General features: G+C 64.5%; 23 protein-coding genes. 9 read left to right on the top strand and 14 right to left on the bottom strand.

What is annotated here, in order from left to right:
• The first annotated feature begins 226 nt into the window (after nt 1-226).
• Nucleotides 227-1,402: a zinc-binding dehydrogenase gene (locus tag HOP52_RS11945; RefSeq protein WP_238977617.1), complete on the top strand. Its 1,176-nt coding sequence runs from the start codon at nt 227-229 to the stop codon at nt 1,400-1,402.
• Nucleotides 1,399-2,454, top strand: a complete 1,056-nt coding sequence (locus tag HOP52_RS11940; RefSeq protein WP_238977616.1) for a proline racemase family protein — start codon at nt 1,399-1,401, stop codon at nt 2,452-2,454. The genes HOP52_RS11945 and HOP52_RS11940 overlap by 4 nt, the downstream gene beginning before the upstream one ends.
• Here HOP52_RS11940 and HOP52_RS11935 read toward each other — a convergent pair.
• The 6 genes from HOP52_RS11935 to HOP52_RS11910 form a co-directional block, all read right to left on the bottom strand.
• On the bottom strand, nt 2,420-2,632 hold the full coding sequence (locus HOP52_RS11935; protein ID WP_238977615.1) for a DUF1289 domain-containing protein: 213 nt from the start codon (nt 2,630-2,632) through the stop codon (nt 2,420-2,422). The two genes, HOP52_RS11940 and HOP52_RS11935, sit on opposite strands and share 35 nt — an antisense overlap.
• Complete coding sequence (locus HOP52_RS11930) at nt 2,632-3,399, bottom strand: DUF1499 domain-containing protein (RefSeq protein WP_238977614.1); 768 nt, start codon at nt 3,397-3,399, stop codon at nt 2,632-2,634. Before HOP52_RS11930 ends, HOP52_RS11935 begins: the two co-directional genes overlap by 1 nt.
• Nucleotides 3,400-3,845: 446 nt before the next feature.
• Entirely contained in the window at nt 3,846-4,730 is an 885-nt protein-coding gene (locus HOP52_RS11925; protein ID WP_238977613.1) for a DUF6999 family protein, read from the bottom strand.
• The gene (locus HOP52_RS11920; RefSeq protein ID WP_238977612.1) at nt 4,723-5,418 is read right to left on the bottom strand and encodes a hypothetical protein; all 696 of its coding nucleotides are present in this window, start codon (nt 5,416-5,418) and stop codon (nt 4,723-4,725) included. Before HOP52_RS11920 ends, HOP52_RS11925 begins: the two co-directional genes overlap by 8 nt.
• Nucleotides 5,419-5,420: 2 nt before the next feature.
• Nucleotides 5,421-6,521 carry a beta-ketoacyl-ACP synthase III gene (locus HOP52_RS11915; RefSeq protein ID WP_238977611.1) on the bottom strand — a complete coding sequence of 367 codons (1,101 nt, stop codon included), beginning with the start codon at nt 6,519-6,521 and terminating at the stop codon, nt 5,421-5,423.
• Nucleotides 6,518-7,087 (bottom strand): diguanylate cyclase, encoded by a 570-nt coding sequence (locus HOP52_RS11910; protein ID WP_238977610.1) that lies wholly within the window; start codon nt 7,085-7,087, stop codon nt 6,518-6,520. The genes HOP52_RS11915 and HOP52_RS11910 overlap by 4 nt, the downstream gene beginning before the upstream one ends.
• Before the next feature lie 303 nt (nt 7,088-7,390).
• On the opposite strand from HOP52_RS11910, the gene HOP52_RS11905 reads away from it, so the two are divergent.
• A complete protein-coding gene (locus tag HOP52_RS11905) occupies nt 7,391-8,026 on the top strand; it encodes an SDR family oxidoreductase (RefSeq protein ID WP_238977609.1) in 636 nt (211 codons plus the stop codon).
• A gap of 17 nt (nt 8,027-8,043) precedes the next feature.
• Here the strand turns inward: HOP52_RS11905 and HOP52_RS11900 are convergent, their stop codons facing one another.
• From HOP52_RS11900 to HOP52_RS11880, 5 genes are all read right to left on the bottom strand, one after another.
• On the bottom strand, nt 8,044-9,201 hold the full coding sequence (locus tag HOP52_RS11900) for an MFS transporter (protein ID WP_238977608.1): 1,158 nt from the start codon (nt 9,199-9,201) through the stop codon (nt 8,044-8,046).
• Between the two features lie 8 nt (nt 9,202-9,209).
• Nucleotides 9,210-9,446, bottom strand: coding sequence for a DUF3820 family protein (locus HOP52_RS11895; RefSeq protein ID WP_309674763.1), 237 nt, complete (start codon nt 9,444-9,446; stop codon nt 9,210-9,212).
• Between the two features lie 105 nt (nt 9,447-9,551).
• Nucleotides 9,552-9,884, bottom strand: a complete 333-nt coding sequence (gene hmuQ, locus HOP52_RS11890; protein ID WP_238977607.1) for a heme-degrading protein HmuQ — start codon at nt 9,882-9,884, stop codon at nt 9,552-9,554.
• A gap of 110 nt (nt 9,885-9,994) precedes the next feature.
• Nucleotides 9,995-10,996: an ion transporter gene (locus HOP52_RS11885; RefSeq protein WP_238977606.1), complete on the bottom strand. Its 1,002-nt coding sequence runs from the start codon at nt 10,994-10,996 to the stop codon at nt 9,995-9,997.
• Nucleotides 10,997-11,013: 17 nt separating this feature from the next.
• A complete protein-coding gene (locus HOP52_RS11880; RefSeq protein ID WP_238977605.1) occupies nt 11,014-11,868 on the bottom strand; it encodes a sirohydrochlorin chelatase in 855 nt (284 codons plus the stop codon).
• Nucleotides 11,869-12,053: 185 nt separating this feature from the next.
• Here HOP52_RS11880 and HOP52_RS11875 point away from each other — a divergent pair, with 185 nt between their 5' ends.
• Both HOP52_RS11875 and HOP52_RS11870 read left to right on the top strand, forming a co-directional pair.
• A complete protein-coding gene (locus tag HOP52_RS11875; protein ID WP_238977604.1) occupies nt 12,054-12,620 on the top strand; it encodes a nucleoside deaminase in 567 nt (188 codons plus the stop codon).
• Nucleotides 12,617-12,961 (top strand): hypothetical protein, encoded by a 345-nt coding sequence (locus HOP52_RS11870; RefSeq protein WP_238977603.1) that lies wholly within the window; start codon nt 12,617-12,619, stop codon nt 12,959-12,961. The genes HOP52_RS11875 and HOP52_RS11870 overlap by 4 nt, the downstream gene beginning before the upstream one ends.
• A 220-nt stretch (nt 12,962-13,181) precedes the next feature.
• Here the strand turns inward: HOP52_RS11870 and bfr are convergent, their stop codons facing one another.
• From bfr to HOP52_RS11855, 3 genes are all read right to left on the bottom strand, one after another.
• A complete protein-coding gene (gene bfr, locus HOP52_RS11865) occupies nt 13,182-13,649 on the bottom strand; it encodes a bacterioferritin (RefSeq protein ID WP_238977602.1) in 468 nt (155 codons plus the stop codon).
• 240 nt (nt 13,650-13,889) lie between these two features.
• On the bottom strand, nt 13,890-14,381 hold the full coding sequence (locus HOP52_RS11860) for an Lrp/AsnC family transcriptional regulator (RefSeq protein WP_238977601.1): 492 nt from the start codon (nt 14,379-14,381) through the stop codon (nt 13,890-13,892).
• 444 nt (nt 14,382-14,825) lie between these two features.
• The gene (locus HOP52_RS11855) at nt 14,826-16,259 is read right to left on the bottom strand and encodes a dihydrolipoyl dehydrogenase (RefSeq protein ID WP_238977600.1); all 1,434 of its coding nucleotides are present in this window, start codon (nt 16,257-16,259) and stop codon (nt 14,826-14,828) included.
• A 381-nt stretch (nt 16,260-16,640) separates the two neighbouring features.
• Between HOP52_RS11855 and HOP52_RS11850 the strand changes: the two genes are divergently transcribed.
• The 4 genes from HOP52_RS11850 to HOP52_RS11835 all read left to right on the top strand — a co-directional run.
• Nucleotides 16,641-17,090, top strand: a complete 450-nt coding sequence (locus HOP52_RS11850; RefSeq protein WP_238977599.1) for an OsmC family protein — start codon at nt 16,641-16,643, stop codon at nt 17,088-17,090.
• Nucleotides 17,091-17,116: 26 nt separating this feature from the next.
• Nucleotides 17,117-17,917 (top strand): enoyl-CoA hydratase, encoded by an 801-nt coding sequence (locus HOP52_RS11845; RefSeq protein ID WP_238977598.1) that lies wholly within the window; start codon nt 17,117-17,119, stop codon nt 17,915-17,917.
• Between the two features lie 49 nt (nt 17,918-17,966).
• On the top strand, nt 17,967-19,607 hold the full coding sequence (locus tag HOP52_RS11840) for an acyl-CoA synthetase (RefSeq protein WP_238977597.1): 1,641 nt from the start codon (nt 17,967-17,969) through the stop codon (nt 19,605-19,607).
• Nucleotides 19,608-19,677: 70 nt separating this feature from the next.
• Nucleotides 19,678-20,110: NADH-quinone oxidoreductase subunit NuoE family protein (locus HOP52_RS11835; RefSeq protein WP_238977596.1), on the top strand; the 433-nt coding region annotated here is incomplete at its 3' end.

The following is a 20,110-nucleotide window of genomic DNA, read 5'->3' as shown; positions in this document are numbered from 1 at the left end:
ATGCACAATAACAGGATTTTTTGTGCAGCGCAACATAGTGGGCCGTACACCCTCGAGGGGGCGGGCAAAGGCAAAGAGCGTGGCAAAGAAAGCGGCAAGCTTTTCGACGCGGCCCGGCTGGCCCGCTGGCGGGGGCGTTCGGTCGGGGCCTATCCTGCTGTTGGCAGTGGCGACGACTTTGTTATCGTCGCGCCATGCGACATTCAGCAATCTGAGGAGGCAGCCGATGGCCCACGATTCCCTACCGGAGACGATCCCCGCCAGCATGTCGGCCATGCTGCTGACCGGCCACGGTGACGTCGACAAACTGGTCTACCGTCAGGACGTACCGACGCCGCGACCCGGCCGCGGCGAGGTGCTGGTACGGGTCACCGCCACGGCCAAGAACAACACCGACCGCAAGGCCCGCGAGGGGCTCTACCCCACCAAGGACAAGGGAGAGGTGACCTCCTTTGCCATGGGCGGCGAGCCGACCCTGACCTTCCCGCGTATCCAGGGTGCCGATGTGGCCGGCCGGGTGGTCGCCGTGGGCGAGGGGGTCGACCTCGAGCGGATCGGCGAGCGCGGCCTGCTCGACTTCAACCTCTACGCCGACGCCCGGCGCGATATCAACCTGACCCCGGACTACTACGGCCACGGCGCCGACGGTGGCTTCGCTGAGTATGTCGTCGTGCCCTCGGCGCAGTTCCACCACGTGCCCAACCCGGAGCTGGCCGATGCCGAGGTGGCCGCCATGGGCATGTGCTCCTACCAGACCGCCTACCATATGATGACCTCCGCCCGGGTAGCCGCGGGCGAGCGGGTGCTGGTCAGCGGGGCCAGCGGCGGCGTGGGCACGGCGCTGATCCAGCTGTGCCGCATCGTCGGTGCCATCCCCTATGCGGTGAGCCAGCCCGACAAGCGCGCTGCCCTGCTGGCGCTGGGGGCCGAGGCGGTGATCGACCGCGGCGACCTTCCGACCTTCGTCGAGCGGGTGCTCGAGGCCACCGGCGGTGCCCCCATCGACGCGGTGATGGACCTGGTCGGCGGCGAGATGACCGACCGCTTCATCGACACCATGATCGTCGACATGAAGCGCCGCACCACCTACCCGAGGCTCTCCATCGCCGGGGCCAGCGGCGGCAACCTCTCCGAGATCATGTGGACGCGCATCTACCTCTATCAGGTGCAGATCTTCGGGGTCTCCCACGGTACCCGCGAGGAAGCCGAGCAGCTGGTCGAGTGGATTCGCGGCGGCCAGCTCAAACCGGTGCTGCACGCCGCCTTCAAGCTCTCCGAGCTGCACGAGGCCGAGCGCTATTTCGTCAACCGCGGCAGCGGCTACCTGGGCAAGATCGTCATCGTCCCCGATTCCCAGTGGGACGAGCACGGCGCCCCCTTCGCGCTGGAGAACACCCCATGAGCAGAGAGCTGGTCCTGCAACTGATGGACACCCACGCCGGCGGCGACGTCAGCCGTATCGTCACCGGCGGTATCGAGCGGCTGCCCGGGGCCACGGTGCGTGAGCAGATGCACTACCTGCGCGACGATGCCGACGGCCTGCGCAAGCTGCTGCTGGAAGAGCCCTACGGCATTCCCGAGATGTCGGTGGACCTGCTGGTGCCGGCCACCGACCCCGCGGCGGCGGTGGGCTACATCATCATGGAGGTGATGGGCTACCCCATCTACTCGGGCTCCAACACCATTTGTACGGCCACGGCGGTGCTGGAGAGCGGCCTGGTGCCCAAGCGGGAGGGGCGCCAGCGCTTCGCGCTGGAGTCGCCGGCGGGGCTGGTGCAGATCGAGGCGCTGGTAGAGAACGGGGTGGTCGAGGCCATCACCTGCGAGGGGCTGCCCAGCTATATCGATACCTACCGGGCCTCGATCCATGTGCCGGAGGTCGGAGTGGTGACCTACAGCGTGGCCTACAGCGGCGGCTTCTACGCCCTGGTGGACGCCGCCGAACTGGGCTTCCACCTGACCCGGGACGAGGAGCGGGCCCTCGCGGACTGCGCCCACCGTATCGTCGAGGCGATCCAGGCCGAGCGCGGCTTCTCTCACTACACCCTGGGCGACGTGGGGCCGCTACCCTTCCTGCACTTCATGGGGCCGGTGGAGCAGGTCGCCGACGACTTCTATCGCTCGCGCTCCACCACCTACGTGCACCCCGGCGTGATCTGTCGCAGCACCACCGGTACCGGGACCTCGGCGCGGCTGGCGCTGATGAACTACGAGGGGCGCATCAGGCCCGGCGACAAGCTGGAAACCGTCTCGCTGCGCGAGACCGGCTTCATCGGCAAGTGCACCAGGGTGCGTCACGAGGGCCAGGGCCAGGTGGTGGAGAACACCATCACCGGCAAGAGCTACGTGCTGGCGCGCTCAGAGATCCTCGTCAACTGCGAGGACCCCCTGGTGGAGTGCGCCGGGCTGCACCATATCCTCAGCACCGCCCACTCGTCCGAGCGGGGCGAGTAGCGGCTCCGGACAGGCGTTGCCACACCCTTTCCCGTTCGGCCTCGCTCATCTCCGACCAGCGGGCGATCTCGTCCAGGGATCGCCCGCAGCCAGTGCAATGCTGGCGTTGCGGCTCGAGACGGCAGCGCTGGACACAGGGCGAGGCCGGACGGCAGGCCGGCGATGGGGCATGGTGCATCACTCGACCCTTGCCGCCAGGGCATCCTGATAGGCGACGATCCTCGCCGCATTGGCGCCCATGTCGCTGCGCCCGACCCGCGAAGCGGAGCGCACATCCACGCGTACTCCCTCAGCGGTTTCCGTCAGGCGGATGACCACATCGTCCTGGAAGCCGAACCAGGTCGTGGTGGCGGTGGCCTCGATGGTGGTGTCGGTGACGCTGGCCAGCGTCCAGCCCTGATCCAGGGCAGCCGCTTCGGCGGCGCTGAGTACGCTGTCCAGGGGCAGGTCCAGGACCAGCGGCTGGATCTCCGGGTAGGCTTCGCGCTGCTGACGGGCGGTGGCCTCGCCGGGATAGGCCACGGCGTTGGGGGCCGCCTCGCGGGCCTCGGCCAGGGCCTCGAAGGCGGGCGGGTTTTCGGTATCGGTGGTGATGTCGTGGATCGGCGGCGCCTGCTGGGCCTGCTGCCAGTGCAGCCAGGGCACCGCCATCATGCCGATGCTGGCGGCCATCACCACCACCCCAGTCAGGGCGGCGATGCGCCGCCGACAGGCCGCGGCGGTGATCAGGGTAGCGAGCCCCACGGCACCGGCCCCCAGCGCGACGAAGATGCCGTTGCGCAGCAGATGGAAGGCCTCGCCCAGCGGCAGCAGCCCCTGCCGGTAGGCCGGCCCGGCGCCGATCACCATCAGCGCGGCCACGGCCAACAGGAGGAGCGCCAGCCAGGCCAGGGCCGGCGGCCATTTGCCGCCCCGCGGGCGGGGAGAGGCGCTATGGGGTGTCATCGATAACCTCCGGGGAAAGGGTGCCTGGCCACCAGCATATCGGCTGAGCCGCCGAGTTGCCCGCGTGGGGTAGCCGCCAGGAGTGGGGGAGCGCGGTCAGGGTATCAGAGTCACCTGATATTGCGATGCATCAAAGCGACGCATCGGCGCCCCCCTGTGGCTCGGCGTGGTGCGCCACGCCAGGCTCGGGTCGGGCTGCACTGCGACATTGGCCCGGATATTTCCTGTCATTCATTGATAAGCAATTGTTTTTTATTGTTTTCAATGAATGTTGGCGCGCTATTCGCAGTGTTAGTGGTAGTGGATGACGAATTTCTGCAGGCAAGGCCAGGCACTTATCGGTAACGCTCTGGACCTTGCCCCGCAACACCGCCACCAGGTGGCGGTAAACCGATGTGAGCTGGCGTGCTCCTCCTGGGCCCCTTCGGGGGTCCTTTTTTATGGATTCATGAAAAGTGGGGCCGTCCATCATCAAGGTTCGACGGCGGGCAGGCGCCGCTGCGCAGCCGCTCCAGCCGGGCGTAGAGGTACTCGGTGAAGAAGCCGTGCATCAGGAAGCGCTGGCCGAGGTTGCCGGGCCCTACCAGATAGTGCGGGTACTTGTTGTAGGCCAGCTCGGGAAGCGTCGGGTCGCCGATCAGCCGGCCGATGCGGATGGCGATGGCGTGGTCGAGGCTGAAGCCGTTGATGGCGTCGCGGTACTCCTCCCGGGTCAGCAGCAGGCAGAACAGGCACATGAAAAGGGCGTGGGCGCTCTCGAAGTCGAGCACCTGGGTGCGCCGGCGCGGCACCGCGAAGTCGGCCATCTCGATCGGCCGCCAGTGCTCCCAGCGCAGTTCGTCGGGCGCCAGGGCCGCTTCGGAAGGCCGCCCACCGCCGAGCTCGCGCATGGCGCGAAACAGCGCCTGGTCGTGCTCGACGAAGCTCGCCTCGAGCATCTCGGGCAGTCGCCGAGGGTAGAGGGTCACGGCCTCGACCCCCTCGACGCCGCCGTTGTCGACCAGGAAGTTGAGCACATTGGACTCGGTGGCGAAGTGGCGCAGGATCAGCAGGTTGGCCTCGGGACTCACGAAGCGGGCGCAGAAGGCGCAGATCCATCGCTGCAGCAGGCCGTGGGCGCGAAACTGCGGCAGCGGCAGGCGCTTGACGAACCAGATCAGGTGCAGCAGCACGCCCAGCAGGGCCTGCAGCGGGGGCTGCAGCCACCAGCGGCTGGGGCGCTCCAGGTCGGCGAGCCACAGCTGACGTGCCGCCGGGTCGAGGGGCAGGGATTCGTCCACCGCCAGGGCCTGGAGAAAGGGGCTGCGTGTCGGGTGGCGGGAATCAGCCATGCTCCACCTCCTCCAGCTGCAGGGCGTAGAGGCGGGCCACCACCCGGGCGGTGCGGGCAATCGCCTGGCGCTCCGCCTCGCCGGTGCAGACCCGGTCGATCAGCGCATAGAGCGTCTCCAGGTGGGCCTCGTCGTGTTCGCCGTGGTAGCGCATGAAGCGGGTGTAGCGGCCGTCGCCTCCGGTGGCCGCGTCGATGCGCTGGGCCCAGTCGCCGGCCATCTTCTCGCCCAGCCCCTCGATGATCCACATGGCGCCGATCAGGTCCACGGGGTTGGGCTGGCCGGCGCGGTGCATCATGAAGCCGTGCAGCGCCTCGCTGCCGACGTTGCGCCGCCCCTGCTGGATCGTGGCGAGTTCCCCCCCGGCGGCCACGTAGTCCGCCTCCAGCATCTCGTAGTCGCGGTGTTCCTCTCGGGCGTGGCCGATCACCCGGGAGCGCACGTCGGCGAAGTCGCGGTCGAAGCTCGAGGCGCCGCGGCTGATCCAGCGTGCCCCCTCGATCACCTGCTGGCGCAGGTGCAGCAGCAGCAGGCGGTAGTCCGCCAGGGTGAAGCGGCCCTGGGTCAGGCGACGGAGCAGTGGCACCCGCCCCAGCTGGCGTTCGAAGTCGAACCAGATGCGCATCAGGTCCTGCAGGCAGGCCTGGCCCTGGGCGGTGGTGACCTTGGGATTCATCGGGGCATTCATGTTCACTCCTCCACAACGGTGAGCTGCATGTACAGGGTGTTGAAGCGGCCGCTCTCGGGAACCACGCAGAGCAGCCGCTCGCCCTCGCGATGGGGGCGGGTGCGGCAAAACTCGTCGAGCATGATGAACAGCGAGGCGCAGCCGGTATTCCCGCGTTCGTAGAGGTTGGTGTACCACCGCTCCTCGGGAATGGCCGCGCCGGCCTGGGTCAGCATGTCGAAGATCTTGCCGCGGAAGTAGTGGGACGAGTAGTGGCAGAGCAGGTGGTCGATGCGCGCCACCTCGAGCCAGCCCTGGTCGACGAGACGCAGCAGGCCGTCGACGCCCAGCTTGACCACGTTGTCCAGCAGGCGCACGTCCTGGCGCAGCAGCAGGGCACCGGCGGCCTCCGCCTCGGCGTAGGTCGGATAGTCCTGCCAGCTCTTGGTCGTGCCGCGGGCCTGTCCCACGCTCATGCACACCGGGTAGGCGTCGGCATGGGAGAAGCCGCGGATCCAGTCGATGCGAAAGCAGCGTCCGCGTGGCCGGCGCTCCAGCAGCAGGGCGCCGGCGCCGTCGGAGAGCATCCAGCGCAGGAACTCGGCATCGAAGTCCAGCCCGCCGCCGGCGGCCGCGTAGCGGCTCGCCTTGAACAGCCGCGAGGCCAGCTCGCTGGCGATCACCAGGGCGCTGTCGTGCTCCTCGGCCTTGAGCGCGGTGTAGGCGGCCTTGAGGGCCATCAGGCTGCTCGAGCAGATGCCGTGGCTGGTGTGCAGCTCCACGTCGGCCAGGTCCAGGTCGGCCTGGACCATGCTGCCGAAGCCGGGCAGCACCAGGTCGCCCTGGCTGGTGGCCACGCTGAGCATGTCGATCCGCGAGGGTGCCAGGTAGCCCCGGGCCAGGCAGTCGCGGCCGGCCAGGGCGGCCATCTCGCCGTTGCTGACGGTGGTGCGGTGCTCGGCGTCGATGGCGTAGTGGCGGGTGCGGATGCCGTTGGACTTGAGGATCCGCCGCTTCAGCCGGCTCGGTCTGCCGTGCACCTGGCCGAGCACCTCTTCGATGCGTTCGTTGTCCACGGGCGCGCCGGGCAGGTGGTGGCCGGTGCTGGTGATATAGACGCTCATGCTCGATCACTCCGTTCGCTAAGGGAATGGCGCAGGCAGCGCAGGTTCTCCTCCAGGTAGGGGAAGACACACAGCACCGCCATGAAGGTGAGGTAGAGGGGCAGGTAGCGTTCGCCGCCGTGGGGCTCGGCCAGCCGCTCCAGGCGCAGCTGGCCGGCCCACTCCAGGCGCACCAGGTCCAGCACCACCGGCCAGTTGAGTATCAGGATCATCGCCAGCATGTAGAGGGGCAGGCTGGCCAGGTAGCTGTGGGCGTGCATCTCCCAGATGCCAATACGCCGACGCGGCGCCGTGTAGTGAACGTCCCAGTGGGCCACCAGCTCGTGCAGCACCCAGGCCAGCAGGCAGATCAGCAGCACCAGCACGTTGATGCGAAACAGCAGGCAGAGCAGGATGGGGATACCCACCTGCAGGCCCATCAGGGAGTGCATCAGCGACTCCTTGAGCCCCGAGGTGGTCTCGATCCGGGTGGCGCGATGGCAGCACCAGTCGGCGAAGCCGGCGATGCCCCACAGGGGAAGGAAGAGATAGAGCAGCGCATGGATCAGCAGCGTCTGGGTCTCCATGGCGGCCTCCTGTAGTGAGAGCGGGTTGGAAAACGGTGTTTGGAAACAGTGTTCGAAAATGAGTCTAGCCCGCTCCCCGGCGAAGGCAAAGGAAAATATTTCATACGTTTGTTTTATTGCCATGAGCGGCGTTGCTGGGCCGGGCAGGCAGTGCGTGAATGCCGGGGAAGTCGCGTCGAGTGGCTCACGGGGTCCACGGGCGAAGGGGCATTGGTGTAGGCTCGTAGTTGCCTGGCTGGGGAATCATCGGCCACTGGGTCAGGCCCTGCACGCAGAGTCAGGACATCGACGAGAGGAGGTCCCATGAAGACGCTGGTGATCGGCGCCAACGGCCAGATCGGCCGCCAGTTCTGTGAGCTGGCGCATCGGGCGGGCGAGCCCATTCGAGCCATGATCCGCGACCCCGGCCAGCAGGCGTGGTTCGGTGAGCGCGGTATCGAGACGGTGGTCGCCGACCTCGAGGGTGATTTTCAGCATGCCTTCGACGGCTGCGACCAGGTCGTGTTCACTGCCGGTTCGGGGCCGCACACCGGGCCCGACAAGACGCTGTTAATCGATCTCTACGGCGCCATACGCACCATCGACCTGGCCAGTGAGCGCGGGGTATCCCGCTTGTTGATGGTCAGTGCCATGCGTGCCGAGAACCCCCAGGCGGCCCCCGAGAAGCTGCGCCCCTACATGGCCGCCAAGTTCGCGGCCGACGCCTACCTGCGCTCGTCCCAGGTGCCCCACGTCATTCTCAAGCCGGGCCGGCTGACCGATGAGACGGCCAGCGAGCGGCTCGCCACCTCGCTGGAGGAGAGCGGCGGCGAGAACCGCATCTCGCGGGGCAATGTCGCCCACGCCTTGCTGCACCTGCTCAAGGCGCGGGCGCTGGTCGATCGCGAGTTCGTGCTGCTCGACGGCACGCGGCCGATCGACGCCGCCCTCGGCGGCTGACCCCCTTACTGGCGGCCTCATTCGCCCCGGCTGACGCGTCGCCGTAGGATCACCAGACCGGCGACCATCAGCGCCAGCAGGCCCAGCAGCAGCAGCGGGAAGGTCCGGGTGCCGGCCCACTCCAGCAGCGGCCCGGCCAGGGTCGGCACTGCCATGGCGCCGCTGCCGGCGGCCAGGAAGATCCAGCCGGTGGTGCGCCCGCTCATCCGCATCAGCTGATTGCTGAGGCCGAAGAGGGTGGGAAAGATCGCCGAGCAGGCCAGACCGAACAGCAGCGCCACCGCCGTCAGCGGCAGCCAGTCGAGGGTGAGTCCCAAGGCGCTGACGAGCCCCAGCCCCAGGCACAGCTGCAGCACCATCCAGGGTGTCAGGCGGCGCAGCAGCGGGATCGCCAGCAGGCGTCCGGCGGAGAGCGTTAGCCAGAACAGGGTGACCAGCAGCGCCGCCTCGCCGGCGGCCAGGCCCTCCAGGGTGGCATAGGCGGTGATCCAGCCGGCGAAGGTGACTTCCATGCCCACGTAGAGGGCGAAGAGCCCCAGGAAGAGCCCCAGGCGCCAGGCGTCTGGCGGGGGCGGCGGTGGGCGCGTCTCGTCCCGGGCCGGCGCCGAGCGGGGGCTGGTCCGTCCCCATAGCGGCGCGATCAGCAGCAGGGCCCAGAGTGCCACCAGCCAGAAGGTCCAGGTCGCCTGGCCGCTCAGCGCCAGGACCGCCACCAGCAGCAGCGGCACCAGCATGTTGCCCAGGCCGAAGCAGAAGTGCAGGGCGCTGATCCAGGGAGGAGAGCGCACGCCGTGGTTCCAGAGCAGCAGGGTGTTGGCTCCGGCATTGATCGACACCTCGGCGAAGCCCAGCACGAACACCAGCGCGGTCAGCAGCGCCAGGCTATGGGCGAGCGGTACGCCGGCCAGTCCCGCCGCCAACAGCAGCAACATGGCGGCCAGCACCCGATGGCCGGGCAGGCGGTCCACCAGCGCCCCCGAGACCACCGAGCCGAGCATGTTGCCCAGTGCCCGAGCGGTGAACAGCACGGCGATCTGCCCCATGCTGGAGTTGGTCGCATCCGCCAGGTGGGGCAGCGCCGGCCCCAGCAGTCCGCCGCTCATGCCGATGGCGATGAAGGCCAGGAAGTAGCGGTAGCTCGTCTGGCGGGCCTGGGATGAGGAGTCGGCCGGCATCTGCTCTCCTACGGCGTCACCTTGCCGCGCAGCGGCGTAAGCAGCTCACCCAGGCCGTTGTGGTCGATTTCGTGCATCAGTGCCAGCAGGGTGCCCAGCTCGCCCTCCGGGAAGCCCTCCCGGGCGAACCAGGCCAGGTAGGGGCCGGGCAGGTCGGCGATCAGCCAACCGGCATGCTTGCCGTAGGGCATGCGCCGGGTGACCAGTTTGACCAGATGTGCTGTCTCGAAGGCGGGGGATGTCACTAGGTTGTTTCCTCGCTGATGCGGTCCGCCGCCACTCTACCGCGAACCCCGCGGCGATCCCATGGCCGCGAGCGGTGGGTGGGCCTTGCGGATCCCCCTGCCGGCTTAGGCCTTGGCGGCGTCACCGATCGTCTGGATGACCTCGAATCCCTCGAAGGTCGGCGGGCCCAGGTAGAGCCCCTCGCGCCGGCTCTGGCCGGCATTGGCGTGTGCCGCGCGAAACGCCTCGGAGTGCGTCCAGGCCTCGAAGTCCTCCCGTGAGCGCCAGACGGTGTGGGAGGCGTAGAGGACATGATCCTCTTTCTCGGGGCCGCGCAGCATGTGGAACTCGACGAAACCGGGCAGGCCCTGCAGGTGCGTCTCCCGCTCCAGCCAAATCTGCTCGAACTCTTCCACTCTTTCGGGATTGACCCGGAAACGGTTCATGGCGATGAACAAGGCGTACTCTCCTTGGCCGGGTGGATGGTCATATCCGGCCGACGATGACACCTTGCTCCGGGAGAGGCAAGCCGACGCCCGTGATGGCGGGGCAGGCCAGGGTGGCAGTGCTACTCGTACTTGCGGTGCCAGCGCTTGACCGCGATCTGCTCCTTGAGCAGCTCCAGCATGTCCACCAGTACCTGCTCGGTGACCTGCTCGGTATGGGGGTCGGTGCGCAGCCAGGCATCGAAGCCGCTCTCGGCCAAGTGCTCCACCAGGGCCGAGAACTCCGGCGACTGCAGCCCCTCCAGGGCCTCGTTGACCAGGCGGCAGGCCAGGTCCGAGAACGAGGCCTCTAGCCCCCGGGCCAGCTGGCTGCCCATCGGCAGGCGCTGCAGTCGACGAATCTCCGGACTCTCCGCCAGGGTACGGCCGACCAGGCCACGCACGTAGCGCAGGGTGTCGTCCCGGTTGTGGGCGTAGGCGTTGCCGGCCATGGCCTCCAGTCGCTGGCTGATCTCCTGGATCAGCGCGCGCTGGCGGGGTCGCACCACCTGGTCGACCACCCGGGTGGAGAGCGAGTCGCTGGAGTGGATCTGGGCCTGGACGTTGTCGAGCATGCGGATGGCGATGCGGTCGGTGAGCTCCTCGAGCAGGATGTCGTAATACTTGGCGACCACCCCGTAGAGGTACCAGCGGCGCACGTCGATCAGGCCCAGCCGCTGCAGGCGATGCAGCAGCGAGACGACGCGCAGGATGCGCAGCAGCCGGAAGCCGCCCACCGGGATGCAGCCGAGCACGTCGTACCAGTGCACGAAGGGGTAGAAGAACCAGCGGTGATAGCGCCGCTCGGCGATGGCCACCGCCCAGCCCAGCAGCACGTCGAGCACGAAGACGGCCACGAATGCCAGATCGATGGCGATGAAGCGGGCATGGATATGCCGGTCATAGGCGCTGTGCAGCCCCGGGGCCGCGGCCTCGAAGGCGGCGTTCAGCGGCGAGAGCAGGAAGAGGCTGTCGAACAGCAGCAGGGTCAGGTTGGCGATCACCAGCAGGATGATGAGCAGGTCCCACACCAGGTGGATGCGCTCCAGGGCCGGACTCAGCGATCTCTCTCGGGTAGCAGGCATGGCGCCTCCTTGAGCTCTCAGCCGCTCGCGGGCATTTCCAGCAGCAGCGGGGCGCCGGTCAGGGCCTGTGCCAGGCGGCTGGCGAGAATCTCCAGGATGGCGTCGTGCTCCCCCGCCAGCCGGGTAGTGGTGACGCGCAGCCCCGGGGAGTCCGCCATCGCCTGCTCGCAGATTGCCGCGATATCGCCGCCTTCGCCGGCGTGGCGCCCCGGGGAGAGGAACAGCATGGCCAGGATGACCTCGCTGTCCGCCATGGTCTTGGCGGCCAGCAGGTCGACCAGCAGCGGCTCGTTGAAGCGGTAGGCCTCGCCGTCGCGACGCTCCATGGAGGCGAAGGTCACGCAGCCGGCCTCCTCACTCAGCAGCACGCTGAGCTGGCCGGCCAGATAGTTGCGCACCGCCGTGACCTCGGGGATCGGGCTGCCGTGGTCGACCAGTATCACCTTGGGTCGCGACAGGCCTTCCATCCGTTCACGCACGTTGTCGGCCAGCAGCCGCGCCAGGCGCAAATCCACCGGCGCCTGGCTGTCCACCAGCGGTAGCGCCACCTTCACGGAGAGCTGCGGATGGTTGGCCTGCACCTCGGCCAGGCGCTCGGGCAGGTAGCGGGTCAACGCCTGGCTGGGGCCAAAGAAGAAGGGCAGGATGACCAGCTCGGTCACCCCCTGCGCCGCCAGCTGCTCGGCCAGCGGCCCCAGCGATACCGCCTTGTGGCCCTCGAGCTTCTCCGCGGGGATCTTGTAGGAGTGCAGCAGGGAGGTGGCCTCGACCTCCTGGCCGGTGGCCTGGCCGAGTGCCTGGGCCAGGCGGCGCAGGTTGAGCGTGGCCTGGGGGCGCAGGGAGCCGTTGTCGACGAGCAGGATCTTTCGCATGGAGGCCTCTTGGCTGGCACGGGGCGGGAAGTGGCGCGAACGGCGCCAGGACTCATCACACTACCTGGTGGGATCGTCGGTCAAGTGGCGCGCTTTTGGTCATCGCTGCCCAGCGACGCCCAGGCGCACGAAACGGGCGGTGAATGAGGCATGATGAGGCTTCACACTTCGTGACGGGAGACACCATGCAAACGCTGCTCGACGCAGGCACCGATGTGACCGAGGCGGCGCTGGCCGCCATCGCCCATATGCCGACGGCCAGCCTGCCGGTGTTGATGGACGACGCCTTCGCCCGGCGCCTGAGCGATGCCGACCTGATGCGCATCGCAGTGCTGCTGGCCCAGAAGAGCTACGACGAGGGCGGCTGTCCCATCGGTGCGGTGATCATCGACAACGCCACGCGGCGCATCGTCGGCAAGGGTCACAACACCCTGGTGCAGGAGGAGCACCCCTACAACCACGGGGAGACCTCGGCCATGCGCGATGCCGGCCGCCTCGACTTCAGCCGAACGACGCTTTTCACCTCCCTGAGCCCCTGTGAGGTCTGCGCCACGCTGCTTTACATGCGTGGCGTCTCGCGGGTGGTGGTGGGTGACGTCACCAACGCCTCGGGTACCGAAGCGCTGCTCGAGAGCAAGGGAGTGCAGGTCGATATCCTCGAAGACCCGCGCGGCATCGAACTCTATGCCCACTTCCGCGCGGAGAAGCCGCAGCTGGACCTCGAAGACTGGAAAGGCAGGCGGGCGCTATGACGCTCCCGGAAGCCGAAATGGCGTTGCGGCTGCGCGAGCTGCTCGAAGGCCTGCCCGACGAGGCCGTGCCGATCACCTACCAGCAGGCCGCCGAGGCGCTGGGCCTCACCCCGCCGCGGACCATCCAGCGCGTGGCCCTGGCGCTGGAAGCGCTGATGCGCGAAGACGCCGCCGCCGGCCGGCCGCTGATCGCCGCCCTGGTGGTCAGCCGCCGCGGCGACCTGCCCCGGCAGGGCTTCTTCGACCTGGCGGTCGAGCTCGGCCGCTTACCCGCCGACCCGGCCCACCACGCGGCGGCCTATCGGGCCGAGCTGACCCGCGTCATGGAGGAGCGCGCATGACGCCTGGATCTTCTTCACCGGCACCTTCTTCGATGACTACAAGGCCTTCGCGGTCTACACCGACGACGAAGGACAGCCGGAAAAGGTGCTCTACCGGCTCAGGCAACAGCCGGCATCCTGATCACGAAGTGAACCAGAGGGGAGGGCTGGCCCGGTCGCGCGGTCCAGATGACAATCCGCGCAGGAGTCGGGCAGAGGGTGCCCGCCGGGCGCCCTGGGCCTACATCTGAGAGAGCAGGTAGTTCGGTTTGCCCAGCATCTTGATCAGTCGCAGCTGCTGCTCCAGCCAGTAGGCGTGATCCTCCTCGGTGTCGGCCAGCAGCCCCAGCAGCACGGCGCGGGTCTGGAAATCACGCTCCCGCTCGCACAGGGCGATGGCCTCCTTCAGGGCATCGCCCACTTCGTATTCCAGTTGGAGATCGTTGGCGAGCATCTCCTCCACGTCGCGGCCGATGCGCACCGGGGTGCGGGTCTTGATGTCGGGTTGGCCTTCCAGGAACAGGATCCGCTCGATCAGCTGCTTGGCATGGCCCTTTTCGTCATCGAACTCGTGGGCGATGCGCTCGTAAAGCTTGGTGAGCCCCCAGTCGGCATACATCTCGGAGTGGAGAAAGTACTGATCCATGGCGGCGAGCTCCGCCGCCAGCAGGCCGTTCAGGGCGTCGATGATGCTTTGATTGCCTTTCATGCGGTTCCTTTCCTTGGCGCGGGTCGTAGGAAGTCGTACATCCTAGGATGAATCGTGTTGTTGGTCAATTTTCCTTTAAATTCAGTTATTTGATATTGCTTTCGTGTGCGATTCGCATTTGGTTCGGCAGCGCCGGAGGCACGCTGCTACCCAGCACCCGCCTTTCCGGCAGACGCTGGGCTAGGGCGGTATCTCTACCTTCAGCCCCTTCTTGTCCGAGCATGGCGCGCTCTTTCCGGTTCAGCTTCCTGGGCCCGCAATCAGCTGGGTGAGATTTGGCTGAGTCGATTTGATCTCTCTGGTGGTGATGTAAGTCATGTAGCGATCGATCCCCAGCTCTGCTGAAAGAAGCTCTTCCATCACGTTCTGAAAATCGGAAAGGCTGTGAGTGACGACTTTCAAAATGTAATCCATTCCTCCACCCGTCGCTATGCATTCGACTATCTCATCCACTTGGTTGATGTAAGACTCAAAGCGATTAAAATCCGATTTTCGATGCTCCTTGAGCGAAACGGTAACAACCACCTTCGTGACAGCGACGATTTTATCGATCGCGATGTCCGCATGATATCCACGTATCAGTCCAGCTTCTTTTAATCGGTTGAAACGCACCCAGCATGGCGTCGGAGAAAGATTGACAAGCTCTGACAGCTTTGTCTTGCTGAGCTGGCCGTGCTGCTGCACTGCGTGAAGGATGCGCATGTCCGCGGCATCAATAGCGATTTTTTTCATTTGTTTTCATCCACCATTGTGACCCCCCAAAAGTCAGAGCTGGTTCAGAGTGAGGCGAAAAGCTTGCCGGCACTAGAGATGGCGCCTGGAGATCAATCCGAAGGAGGTGTTGCGCTGAGAAGATATAATATATGAAAGTGCAACACGTTAGGGTAGGTCAGAGAGTCGGTGGTAAACAACCATGCTGGACGTTGCCAGCAGATGATGCAAAATCGACTATATCATGCTTGGGTTCGTGAGACTAGCTATCCAGATATTTTGTAAGTATATGATTTATATTGGGTGTGGCGATGGGTGCCGGTCGCCCAGGGAGTGGTGGACAGGCTCCTAGGTGACCGTCATTCGTGACGATCATAGCGGATGGCCCTCTGGGATCAAGTTGTTTACGTAACTTGCCAACTTCCAGGAAGGATGCCATCCACTGTCTTGGTTTTCAGGGCTGATTTATGAATATGCCGGCACTGAGTTTGAATGGATCATGGTTTCTGCTGCGTAGATCCTACGCTTTTCCCTGGCGTCGATCAAAACATCCCTTAACAGTTCTTCAGCACTGGGGTGATAGACCGGCATCAACAGTACCTGCTCTGCCGTCATGCTGTGTGTGATGGCGAGAGCCAGCAGGTGTGCCAGGTGTTCGGCCTTGTGTCCAAGTAGTTCGGCTCCTAGGATTACGCCAGTTCGCGCATCCAGGTAGACTTGAATACGCCCTTCGACCTTGTTCCAAACCACATGGCGAGGGCTGGTGAACGGCAGATCGCCAATGATGATCTCCTGGCCTTGAAGCTCCCGAAAGCTCTGTCCGATGATGGCGATCTGAGGATCGGTGAAGAACACCATTAACGGCGGTCTACGATCTGCAGGCACCGGGTCTGGATAGTTCAACGCGTTATCGGCGGCGATACGCCCCTCATCGAAGGCTTCGTGCCACACCGGCAGGTATTCCGCCGCATCGCCGGCAATGAAAATGGGAGTGTCAGAGCAGAGCATCGTCTGCGGATCGAATATCACCTTGCCAGCTTCAGTGAATTCCGCGCCTGTATGCTCCATACCCAATCGGTCGACATTGGAGACTCTTCCTGTGGCGACCAGCACCCTGTCGAACACCTTCGTGACCCGCTGGCCGTTCGACTGCTCAAACTCGATCCAGGCACCTTCAACGTCTTCCCAGGTGCTCACCACCTGACCGCTAGGATAGATATCCAGTTCGGTGCCGAGGATATCGAGTGCTTCCTGCTGCATGTCCGGGTGGGTGAGGGCGTTGATCCTTCCGGAGCGGCCATAAATCGTCGTTTCGACGCCCAGTCGATGGAGAGCCTGCCCCAGTTCCAGTGCGATAACTCCCATACCGATCACTGCTATCGAGTGGGGCAGGTCCTTCAGCTCGAATACCGTATCGCTGGTGAGGACGCGGCCCATTACTGGCTCGAATACGTCGCTGACCGCAGGCCTGGAGCCGCAGGCGAGGATGATTTTTTCCGCTTTGACCTCGACGGATTCGCCCACCCTGAGGTGGCCCGGGCCGATAAACCTGGCACGCCCCTCAAGCTTGTGATGGGCCGGAATCTTGTCGATGTAGCGGAGATTGTTGGCGACAAAACGCTCATCTCGCTCTCGGCGCAACCGTTGGAGCACTCTTTGTCCATCCACGCACCCCGAAGCTGTCACGCCGAAAAAGTCGCTGGTGACCAAGTGGTGCGCGTAATCGGCAGCGGTGATGAGCAGTTTGCTGGGCATGCAGCCGACCCGTGCGCAGGTGGTGCCGTAGGGTCCGTCCTGGATCATCACCACACTATCGGTCTTGCGGCTGATCCTCGAGTAAGCGCCCAGCCCGGAGGTGCCAGCGCCGATGATCGCGTACTCAACATCCACGGTTTTCATACTAGACTCGCTCATGGGGCTCCTCGCATTCTAGGTGGCTGGGCATTGCCTAACGTGTCCCCGATCCCTGTTCAAAAATGACGAGGAGAGGGAGTAATCACTACGAATCAATGCCGCCAGACACCATGAAGGCTACCCATGGCCTTGCAAGGGGTAAAGCGATAGTTTCTAAGCATTTGGCTTACTTTTCGTAATCCATAGGTTGCGACTTGGCAGGCCGCGTCCCCTTTTGGAAGATACTGATGGTTCTCCAGTCCATCAGCGGGACGAGCGGTCAGGCTTCACGTTAGCCAGGCTAAGCCAACTGCTTAGAAATCGTCGCTTTTCAGTCGTTCCCAGGATCACTTACGATGAGGAAAATCTTAGACAGGAGGTTTATCCATGTCAGCCCATGAGGCAGCCATCAGTTGGCAGCGCGCTCCCCACGAAACCGATGCAAACACCTACTCGCGAAATCATCGCGTTACGTTGAATGGCGATCAAAAGGTCAACGTGTCCGCGTCGGTCGAATTCAAGGGCGATTCGAGCTGCGCCGACCCGGAACAAATGCTGATCAGCTCGGTGTCCAGCTGCCATATGCTGTTCTTCCTGGCCATTGCAGATTTTCAGGGCTATCAGGTCGAATCCTATGAAGATAACCCTGTCGGCCACCTGGAGAGCAATGACAAAAAAGGGATGGAGATAACGCGTATTGTGCTCTCGCCGCGTATCACCTTCGGGGGCGATAAAGTACCGGATCATAAGGCGATATCCAGAATCCACACTAATGCTCATAAAAATTGCTTTATCCGTAACTCGATCACCGCCGAGGTGACGATCAATCATCTTTAGCCAGCCACCTCTGGCGGGAGTCATTTATGAACCAAAGTCACTCTCCGGAAAATGTTCTTCTCAGAGAAGATAAAGACGGAGCAGTCTTCCTCACACTGAATCGGCCGGATAAATTCAATACCCTTTCCGAAGCGATGCTGACCGCGTTGCAGCAGGAGTTGGAAGCGATCGCTGCCGACCCTGCAGTCCGCTGTGTGGTAATCGGTGGCAACGGTCGGGGATTTTGCGCCGGCCACGATCTGAAGGAAATGCGGGCGAATCCCGACCATGCCTATTACCAAACCCTGTTCCGCCGTTGCAGCAAGGTGATGCAGAGCGTCGTCTCACTGCCGGTGCCCGTGATCGCCAAAGTCCACGGCATGGCCACGGCAGCAGGGTGCCAGCTTGTGGCCAGTTGCGACCTGGCCATCGCCGCTCAGTCGGCCAGCTTTGCGGTGTCGGGCATCAATGTGGGGCTATTCTGTTCGACCCCCGCCGTAGCGCTGTCCCGCAACATCTCTTCCAAGCGGGCGTTCGACATGCTGGTATCCGGCGAATTCATCGATGCGGATACCGCCTTGGAGTGGGGGCTGTTGAGTGGTGTCACCGCTGATTCCGACCTGGATGCTGCCGTGGCCGATAAGGTGAAACAGATTCTGAGCAAGAGTCCGGCGGCAGTGCGCGTCGGAAAATCCATGTTCCAGCCCCAGCGCCAGATGGCATTGGCCGACGCCTACGACTTTGCCGGCAATGTGATGGCCGAAAACATGATGAGCCCTGACGCAAGCGAAGGGATCGATGCCTTTCTTGCCAAGCGTAAACCCGTCTGGGAGCAGCCGGGCCGCTAGCGGCACTGTGTGCGTCAGATACCCGTCAGAAAATAACAGGGATAAGACCATGAGTGATGTCTGCCATGTCAATGAGGCACTCGAGAAAACCGCGGCGAATTACGTTTCGCTGTCACCCTTGAGCTTCATCAAACGGGCTGCCACTGTTTACGCCGACAGAACGGCGCTGATCTACAACGATAGGCGTTACAGCTGGCAACAGACCTATTCCCGTTGTTGCCGACTGGCATCCCTGTTAAAGCATTTAGGCATCACCAGGGGGGATACGGTGGCCGTCATGCTGCCGAATGTCCCGGCCATGTACGAAGCCCACTTTGGCGTGCCCATGGTGGGAGCGGTATTGAATGCGATCAACATCCGCCTTGATCCCGAGGCAGTCGCCTTTATTCTCGACCATAGCCGCTCGCGCCTGCTGTTGGTTGACCCCGAGTACGCTGACGTGGTCGAAAAGGCCCTGGCCCGGTTGGAAGGGCCGGTGCCCAAGGTGATCAACGTATCGGACCCGAGCCAGGGCGTAGAGCGCTTTATCGGCGAACTGGAGTACGAGGCGCTGCTGGCCGAACAGACGGAGTTGGACGACTGGCAGTTACCCGCCGACGAGTGGGATGCGATTGCGCTGGGTTACACGTCGGGCACCACCGGCAACCCCAAGGGAGTCGTCACCCACCATCGCGGCGCCTACCTGAACGCGACCAGCAACGTCCTGGCCTGGACCCTGCCTTCCACAGTGGTTTACCTGTGGACCCTGCCGATGTTTCATTGCAACGGCTGGTGCTTCCCGTGGACACTGGCGGCCATCGGCGGTACCAACGTCTGCCTTCGGCGCGTGGACCCCGAGCAAATCCTCAAGCTGATCAGGCAGCACAGGGTCAGCCATTACTGTGGGGCACCCATTGTCCACGCCATGATCGCCGACGCTGCCGATGCTGCCCAGGCGTCGATCGAGCACAAGGTCGCTGGACTGATCGCTGGTGCGGCGCCGCCTGCGTCCGTGTTCAAGCGGATGGAGACGCTGGGTTTCGAACTCACGCACGTCTACGGGCTGACGGAGACCTACGGCCCCGCCTCGATTTGCGTCAAACAGGATGGCTGGGATCAACTCCCCCTGGAGGAGCGGGTCCGGCTCAATGGACGCCAGGGCGTGACCTATCCACTGCAAGAAGGCATCGCGGTGCTCGATTCAGTCACGATGGAACCCGTCCCCGCCGACGGTCAGACGGTCGGCGAGATCATGTTCCGAGGCAATATCGTCATGAAGGGCTACCTGCGAAACGAAGCCGCTACCAGGGAAGCCTTCACTGGCGGCTGGTTTCACTCCGGTGACCTGGCAGTGGTGGAGCCGGACGGCTACATAAAGATTCGCGACCGGCTGAAGGACGTGATCATCTCGGGCGGGGAAAACATCTCCTCACTGGAGGTTGAGGAGATCATTCAGCGGCACGCCGATGTCGAATATGTGGCGGTGGTGGCGATGGCGGATGCCAAGTGGGGCGAAGTCCCCGCCGCCTTCGTCCAACTGCGTTCCGGCAGCGAGCTGAGCGAAGGGGAGTTGATCGGCTTCTGTAAGGAGAATATCAGCCGCTTCAAGGTTCCCAAGAAGGTCGTCTTTGGCCCGCTGCCAACTTCCTCGACGGGGAAAGTCCAGAAGTTCCAGCTGCGCAAGCAGCTCGAGACCGGCCCGGTAGCTTGAGCTGGTCAAGAGCCGGTGTGAATACACAAGGTAGGGAAGCGCCAACCAACAACAAACAACGAGCCCGCACATGACCGTCCAGACCGTGACCCCCAAGCGCCGTTTTCGTGGCAAGCCACGCGGCCGTTCACTCGACACCGCTGAGCTTGCGGCCCTGCGCCAGCTCATCGGCGATGAGCGAGACCGCCCCGAGCTGCGCCGGCGCGACCTGTTGATCGAGCATTGTCATGCGATTCAGGATAGCCGCGGGCATCTACCCCTGGCGACGCTTCGCGCCCTGGCCACCTACATGAACCTGCCCATGGCCGCGGTCTACGAGACCGCCACCTTCTATGCCCACTTCGATGTGATCCATGACGACCAGGCGCCGCCGCCGGCGGTTACGGTGCGGGTCTGCGATTCGCTCTCCTGTCAGCTGGCCGGCGCCTCGACCCTCAAGGCGACGCTGGAAGCGGGGCTCGATCCGGCCCAGGTGCGGGTGCTGCGGGCGCCCTGCATGGGGC

It is taken from the genome of Billgrantia campisalis (assembly GCF_022341425.1).
Lineage (GTDB): Bacteria > Pseudomonadota > Gammaproteobacteria > Pseudomonadales > Halomonadaceae > Halomonas > Halomonas campisalis.
The sequence above is the reverse complement of the archived record's forward strand: the minus strand, read 5'-3'. Positions and strand labels throughout refer to the sequence as shown.